This window comes from Mesorhizobium sp. M7A.F.Ca.CA.002.04.1.1, from assembly GCF_004022805.1.
GTDB classification, from domain to species: domain Bacteria; phylum Pseudomonadota; class Alphaproteobacteria; order Rhizobiales; family Rhizobiaceae; genus Mesorhizobium; species Mesorhizobium ciceri.
In genome coordinates, this window is record NZ_RZPL01000285.1 from 1 (window position 1) to 6596 (window position 6596).

The window sequence follows — 6596 nt, forward strand, 5'->3', positions numbered from 1 at the left end:
GAACAGCGTGACGCCCAGCGCCTGTTCCAACTCGCCGATGTGACGGCCAAGCGTCGGCTGCCGCGCGAAAGCTTTCGGCCAGCCAGCCGACGCTTGGCCGTCACATCGGCGAGTTGGAACAGGCGCTGGGCGTCACGCTGTTCCGTCGAGGACGGCACGGCTACGAACTGACGGAGGCCGGCAGCACGCTGTTGGAACGCGGCAAGGCGGTCAGCGAGCAGGCAAGCGCCTTCTCACTCCTGGCACTGGGTTCGGTCGAGGCTATCGAAGGCACGGTGCGTATCGCCGCCAGCGAGGTCGTGGCGGCCTATGTCCTGCCTGAGATGACGATGCGGCTGGGGATCGAGGAGCCCGGCATCGAGGTCGAGATCGTCGCTTCCAATCAGGTTGAGAACCTGCTGCGTCGAGATGCCGACATCGCCATCCGCATGGTCAAGCCGGCGCAGAACGAGCTGATGGCACGCAAGGTCTGCGACATCGAGCTCTGCGCCTGCGCGGCCAAATCCTATCTCGACAGGCGCGGCCGTCCGCTGAAGCCTGCCGATCTTGTCGGCCACGATCTGGTCGGCTTCGACCGCGGCGACGAGATCATCAGGGGTTTTACCCAGCACGGCATCCCCGTCACCCGGAGCAGCTTCCGCTTCAGGACCGACAACCAGATGGTTTTGTGGGAAGCGGTGCGGGCGGGAAACGGCATTGGTCTTGGCCAGGAGCCGCTGGCCGACAGGGATCCTTTGATTGAGAAGGTGCTGCCTGACCTGCCGCTGCCAGTTCTGCCGGTGTGGCTGGCGATGCATCGCGACGTGCGTACCAGCGTGCGCATCCGCCGTGTGGTGGATTTCCTTCACGAGGAGCTGAAACGCTATTCTGCGGGTGCTGGCGCGAATTCGGCGCGGTGAGCGAGCCCGGCCATCAGCAACACGATGATCAGCAGTCCCGACATGGTGATGAAGATCGGGCCGAAGCTGGAATGCTCGGCAACGAAGCCGATCGCCGACGGCGCCACCAGTATGCCGCAGTATCCGATCGTTGTGACCACGCTCATGCCGGTGCCGGAAGACATGCCTTCCTGGTTGCCGCCGGCCGAAAAGATGATCGGCACCATATTGGCGATGCCGAAGCCGCAAAAGGCAAAGGCTGCAATGGCGAGCCAGGGCGAGGGCGCCAGGCCAGCCACCAGCATGCCGACCGCGGCTACGAGGGCCGACGCGCGTAGCGTCGTCACCGCGCCGAAGCGATTGCGTATGCCGTCGCCGAAGAACCGCGTAACCGCCATGACGCCTGAAAATCCGGCGTAGGCGAGGCCGGCGACGGCGAGATCGGCGCCGAGCTCCTGGCGCAGATACAGGGCTGCCCAGTCGAGCACCGCGCCCTCGGAGATCATCGCCAGTAACGCCATCAGCCCGATCAGATAAACCAGCGGGTTTGCCGGCAGTGCGAATTTGTGGTGCTCGGCCGCCTGCGGTCTGTCTTCGGCGAGGAGATAGCGAACGGCCACCGCGATCACCGCGAAGGCAAACGCCGTTACTGCCGCCGCGTGGACGAGGTGGCCGTAATGCTGGATGGCAAAGCCGCCGAGGCCGCCACCGGCAAAACCGCCGAGACTCCAGAAGCCGTGCGAAGACGACATGACGGCGCGGGAGAGCCGCCGTTCGACCACCACGGCGTTGGCATTCATCGCAACGTCCATGCCACCGATCGAGCCGCCGAAGATGATCATGGCAACGGCCGCCAAGGGTACGTCGGGCGCCAGCGCCACGACCATGAGACCGAGGCTGCCGCACAGGGCGAACCAACGCAGTACGGTGCGCGAACCATGTCTGGAGATCAAATGGCCACACCAGGTCATCGCGACGACGGCGCCGACCCCAAACAACAGAATCAGCAGACCGAGCGTGAACTTCGAAATCTCCAGCCGGGTCAGGAACACCGGAATCTGCGGCGCCCAGCTGCCCGTCAGGAAGCCGTTGGCGAGGAAAATGGCCGCGAGCGCCCATCGGCCGCGAATGGCAGTCAGCTTGGCAGTTGACGCGTTCATGAGGCGAATCCCGCAAGAAATGGCTTCGCGCGGCAAATTAGATCGATTCAATTTTCAGTCAAGGCTCTTTCGGGAAGCATTTTTTGAGCCAAACACAGCCTTGAGTGATCGCCGGCCTTAATGGTCCTTGTGGCGCCTTGCCTCGAATTCGGCCTTCTTGGCGTCGGAGGCCTCGGTCTGGTTGAGCGCCTGCCATTGCGCATAAGGCATGCCGTAGACGATCTCGCGCGACTGATCCTTGGTGAGACCGACGCCCTCGGCATTGGCCGCCTCGCGATACCAGTTCGACAGGCAGTTGCGGCAGAAGCCGGCGAGGTTCATCAGGTCGATGTTCTGCACGTCGTTGCGTTCGCGCAGATGCTCGACCAGCCGGCGGAAGGCGGCCGCCTCGAAATCGCGTTGCTGCTCGTCGCTGAGTTCGGTCATCGAAACCTCCGTCATAGCGGCCCGGTGCGCGAGCCGAACATCTTCACCACATGTATATCGGGACGGCGGTCGATGGCGTCAACGATCGGCGCCAGCCGTTCGGCCCAGGCGAGCGCGCCCTTCTGGTCCGATATCAAATCCTGTCGGATCTCGATCAGCGCATGGGCGAAGCCGTTGACGATGGCGTGCTTGTACATGGTGTCGCCGCGCAGCGCGCCGTCATAGGGTTCGTTGTCGCCGACGACGAGGTTCCTGTCCTGCGCCAGCATGTCTATCAACGGCCGCGCCACGCGGTCGTCGAGGTCCCACAGGATGCCGACGTGCCAAGGACGCTGGATTCCTTGCATGGCCGGGGTGAAGGAATGCACCGAGAAGATGAAGGGCGCCTGGGCGGAAGCCTGTGCGACCGAGGCGATCATGGCGCTGACGGCGTCGTGATAGGGCCGGTAGAACCCGTCGAGCCGCCTCTCGCGCTCCTCGGCAGCGATGGGGTAGTTCCCAGGTACGACCGTGCCGTCATAAAGCTGGCGAATGAGCGTCGGGTCGTCTTCGCCGCGATTGGGATCGATCAGCAGCCGCGAAAAATTGGCGAGCACCGCTGGCACGCCCAGCAGGGCAGCCAGTTCGCGCGTCACGCCCTCGACGCCGATGTCATAGGCGATGTGGCGGTCGAACTCCGCTGAGGGCAGGCCGAGGCTGCCATAGTCGTCGGGCAGGTCGCGACGGGCATGATCGCCCAACAGCACGATGCCTCGCTTGCGGTCGCCCTCGATGATGTCGAAAGGCGCGAAAACTGTGGATCGGGTCATTGGCGGGAAATGGTCTGTTCGCTGGCTTCCGGGGAGGATGCTATCGTCATTCCACGAAGACGACGCTTGCGCAATGCCGTTGTTTGGCCAAGGTTTCCCGGGAAATCTGGCACAAGTCGGCGAATTGTGCGCCGGAGCCTTTCTAAATCGATTGGAATTGGACAAAACGGTGCGTTGACATGCGCCCGGACTTTTCCGAAAAGGGGCGCAGAGAGATGCTGATGTGGTTTTTGAGGGGTTTTCGGATGAGTTCCGCCGGCGGGCAGCGCATGCGCTCTGCCTTTGCCATGCCGCTCCTCACTCTTGCCATCGGCCTGCCGGCCATGGTCGTGGCTTCGCCGGCGCGTGCCGATTTCCGCGTCTGCAACGCCACGCAGAACCTGGTTGGTGTCGGCATCGGCTATCGCGCCAAGGCCGGCTGGATCACTGAAGGCTGGTGGCACATCGAGGGATCGAGCTGCAAGACGCTGATCGAAGGGCCGCTGTCATCAAGGTTTTACTATCTTTATGCAGAAGACGCCGAACGCGGTGGACGCTGGGACGGCCCGATCAACATGTGCGTGGCTGAAAAAGAGTTCAAGATCGCAGGCGTAACCGACTGCGTCGCCCGGGGCTTTCAGCGCGCCGGATTCCAGGAATATGACACGGGCGAACAGGCAAGCTGGATGGTCCAGCTGACCGATGAGTCCACAACGGGAGGCGCTCCAGCCACCCCGGGAACAAACAGTCAATGAGACGTAGCCGCAAGGTCAAGATCCTAGCCACCATCGGTCCTGCCTCCTCCTCGGAGGAGATGCTGAAGAAACTGTTCGAAGCGGGCGCCGATGTGTTCCGCATCAATATGAGCCATACCGACCATGAACTGATGCGCACGCTGGTCGGACGCATCCGCGCTGTCGAGGAAGCCGTTGGCAGGCCGATCGGCATCCTCGCCGATCTGCAAGGGCCAAAGCTGCGCGTCGGCAAGTTCGCCAACGGCAAGGAAGTGCTGACGCAAGGCCAGACCTTCACGCTCGACGACAATCCCGAGCCCGGCACCTCGACCAGGGTCTATCTGCCGCATCCGGAAATCCTGAGCTCGGTCGAAGCCGGCCATCGCCTGCTGATCGACGATGGCAAGCTCGAGCTGAAGGCGGTGAAGAGCGACGGCAAGTCGATCGTCTGCACCGTCGTCGCCGGCACCACGATTTCCGACAAGAAGGGCGTCAGCCTGCCTGACACCGACCTGCCGGTCGGCGCGTTGACCGAGAAGGACCGCAAGGACCTCGATGCCGTGCTGGCCACAGGCGTAGACTGGGTGGCGCTGTCCTTCGTGCAACGGCCGGAGGATCTGGCCGAAGCGCGCAAGATCGCACGCGGCCGGGCGCTGATCATGGCCAAGATCGAGAAGCCGCAGGCTGTCGCCCGGCTGGCCGAAATCATCGAACTGTCCGACGCGCTGATGGTCGCCCGCGGCGATCTCGGCGTCGAGATGCCGCTCGAGGCGGTGCCCGGTATCCAGAAGCAGATCACGCGCGCCGCACGCCGCGCCGGCAAGCCGGTGGTGGTTGCAACGCAGATGCTGGAATCGATGATCACGGCACCGGTGCCGACCCGCGCCGAGGTGTCCGATGTTTCGATCGCCGTCTTCGAAGGCGCCGATGCCATCATGCTGTCGGCGGAATCGGCGGCGGGTGCCTATCCCGTCGAGGCCGTGGCAATGATGAACCGTATCGCCACCAAGGTCGAGACCGATCCGACCTATGCCGGCATCATCAACGCCCAGCGCTCCGAGCCGGAAGCGACCGGCGCCGACGCCATTTCGCTGGCCGCGCGCGAGATCGCCGAAACGCTGAAGCTGTCGGCGATCATCACCTACACCGCATCAGGCACCACAGGCCTGCGCGCCGCCCGCGAGCGGCCGCAAGTGCCTGTTATCGCGCTGTCGCCGATCCTCAACACGGCGCGGCGGCTGTCGCTTTTGTGGGGCACGCATTGCGTTGTCTCGCCCGACGCCGTCGACCTCGACGACATGGTCAACCGCGCCTGCCGCATCGCCTTCGACGAAGGCTTCGGCAAGCCGGGCGACCGCGTCATCATCACCGCGGGCGTACCGCTGCGGACACCGGGTTCGACCAACATGCTGCGCATCGCCTATATCGGGTCGGACACACAAGTCAGCCGCTAGATTCCCAAAGCGTGTCGGCTCTGAACGGTTCGGGCGACCGCCTTAGGTCGGCGCGAGTTCGGCCTGCGGTACCTTGATATCGGCGCATCTGCCGGCGCCGTAGGCGTCGCCGGCGATGCGCGCCTCCACGGTCCTGGCCATCGCCTGCAGGTCGACACTCTTGCCGGCGACCTTCTCGATGGCGCCGACGGTCAGGTCGGGCGCCATCCAGTCTGGCTTGTGACCGAGATTGTGCACCCAGACGAGTTCGGCACCGGCAATGTCGCGCGCCAGACCGACCGAATGGATATGTGCATAGACCACCTTGTCGCGATCGCCTGAAATGACCACGGTTGGCGCCTTGATCTCGTTGTAGCGCGGTGCGGCGTCGAGGGCATAGCGATAGAGCCCGGCGACATCGGTGGCGTTGGCGCGAAAGGCTTTTGGTCGCAGCACCAGCGGGATAGAGGCCATTCCGAGATAATTGTCCGGCACCTTGTTGGGCGAGAAAACGCAGGTGGTGGCGTCGGCCATCTGCAGTGTACCGGCCGGATAGGTCAGCGTTTCGGAAAACAGCCAGCCGAGCACGGGAATGGTGGTCAGATCGTAGTACCAGGCGGTTGCGCCGCCCGGCCATGGATGGGTCGCCGGTGCGAGGAAGACCAGTCCAAGTGTCTTGTCTGGATGCTCGCGGCCAAAGGCCGATGTCACCACGCCGCCGAAGGAATGGCCGACGATGACAGCCTTCCTGATGCCGAGATGGTCCATCAGTGCGGCAATGGTGTTGGCCTGCGCCGACGGGTTCTCGTTGTTGGTGCCGCGACCCGACCAGCCGTGGCCTGGCCGGTCGAAGAACAGCATTTCGGCGCGGCCTTCGAGCAAGGGACGCAGCGGCAGCATCTGGTCCCTGAGATTGGCGCTGGCGCCGTGGATGAAGACGATCGGCGGCAGCTCGGCGTTGGCGGGTGCCGGAACATGGACATAGTGGATGCGGGCGCCGTCGATGTCGGCGAACTCGCCGAACGGCGGATCGCGGTGCTCGATCAACCATGAGCCGACGCGGGTGATGCCGACAAAGCCGAAGACAAGCGCCATCAGGAAGGCAAGGGCGGCGTAGATCAGGTTCATGGGGAAGATACGGAAGTGGAGGGGGGTAGGTTGTAGGGGAGTAGGGGAG

At 63.9% G+C, this 6596-nt stretch carries 6 protein-coding genes and 1 pseudogene; 3 read left to right on the top strand and 4 right to left on the bottom strand.

Features of this window, described 5'->3' with window-relative positions:
- Window positions 1-53: 53 nt before the first annotated feature.
- A pseudogene (locus ENZ75_RS16385) lies at window positions 54-899 on the top strand (LysR family transcriptional regulator); the annotation flags it as partial.
- On the opposite strand, the gene ENZ75_RS16390 reads toward ENZ75_RS16385, so the two are convergent.
- The 3 genes from ENZ75_RS16390 to ENZ75_RS16400 all read right to left on the bottom strand — a co-directional run bounded on the left by ENZ75_RS16390 (window position 863) and on the right by ENZ75_RS16400 (window position 3273).
- Window positions 863-2038, bottom strand: a complete 1176-nt coding sequence (locus ENZ75_RS16390; protein ID WP_063170353.1) for an MFS transporter — start codon at window positions 2036-2038, stop codon at window positions 863-865. The pseudogene ENZ75_RS16385 and the gene ENZ75_RS16390 sit on opposite strands and share 37 nt — an antisense overlap.
- 117 nt (window positions 2039-2155) lie before the next feature.
- The gene (locus tag ENZ75_RS16395; RefSeq protein ID WP_063170352.1) at window positions 2156-2464 is read right to left on the bottom strand and encodes a DUF1244 domain-containing protein; all 309 of its coding nucleotides are present in this window, start codon (window positions 2462-2464) and stop codon (window positions 2156-2158) included.
- A gap of 11 nt (window positions 2465-2475) precedes the next feature.
- Entirely contained in the window at window positions 2476-3273 is a 798-nt protein-coding gene (locus ENZ75_RS16400; RefSeq protein WP_024502956.1) for an N-formylglutamate amidohydrolase, read from the bottom strand.
- 245 nt (window positions 3274-3518) lie between these two features.
- Between ENZ75_RS16400 and ENZ75_RS16405 the strand changes: the two genes are divergently transcribed.
- Window positions 3519-4007, top strand: a complete 489-nt coding sequence (locus ENZ75_RS16405) for a DUF1036 domain-containing protein (protein WP_063169175.1) — start codon at window positions 3519-3521, stop codon at window positions 4005-4007.
- Window positions 4004-5440, top strand: coding sequence for a pyruvate kinase (gene pyk / locus ENZ75_RS16410; protein ID WP_013529204.1), 1437 nt, complete (start codon window positions 4004-4006; stop codon window positions 5438-5440). The genes ENZ75_RS16405 and pyk overlap by 4 nt, the downstream gene beginning before the upstream one ends.
- A 42-nt stretch (window positions 5441-5482) precedes the next feature.
- On the opposite strand, the gene ENZ75_RS16415 is transcribed toward pyk, so the two are convergent.
- Complete coding sequence (locus tag ENZ75_RS16415; RefSeq protein WP_063169174.1) at window positions 5483-6547, bottom strand: alpha/beta hydrolase; 1065 nt, start codon at window positions 6545-6547, stop codon at window positions 5483-5485.
- Window positions 6548-6596: the final 49 nt, after the last annotated feature.

Excerpts from the sequence above, each read along its gene's own strand:
- ENZ75_RS16395 (WP_063170352.1), bottom strand. The coding sequence starts at position 2,464 with ATGACCGAACTCAGCGACGAGCAGCAACGCGATTTCGAGGCGGCCGCC.
- ENZ75_RS16390 (WP_063170353.1), bottom strand. The coding sequence starts at position 2,038 with ATGAACGCGTCAACTGCCAAGCTGACTGCCATTCGCGGCCGATGGGCG.
- ENZ75_RS16405 (WP_063169175.1), top strand. The coding sequence starts at position 3,519 with ATGAGTTCCGCCGGCGGGCAGCGCATGCGCTCTGCCTTTGCCATGCCG.
- ENZ75_RS16415 (WP_063169174.1), bottom strand. The coding sequence starts at position 6,547 with ATGAACCTGATCTACGCCGCCCTTGCCTTCCTGATGGCGCTTGTCTTC.
- pyk (WP_013529204.1), top strand. The coding sequence starts at position 4,004 with ATGAGACGTAGCCGCAAGGTCAAGATCCTAGCCACCATCGGTCCTGCC.
- ENZ75_RS16400 (WP_024502956.1), bottom strand. The coding sequence starts at position 3,273 with ATGACCCGATCCACAGTTTTCGCGCCTTTCGACATCATCGAGGGCGAC.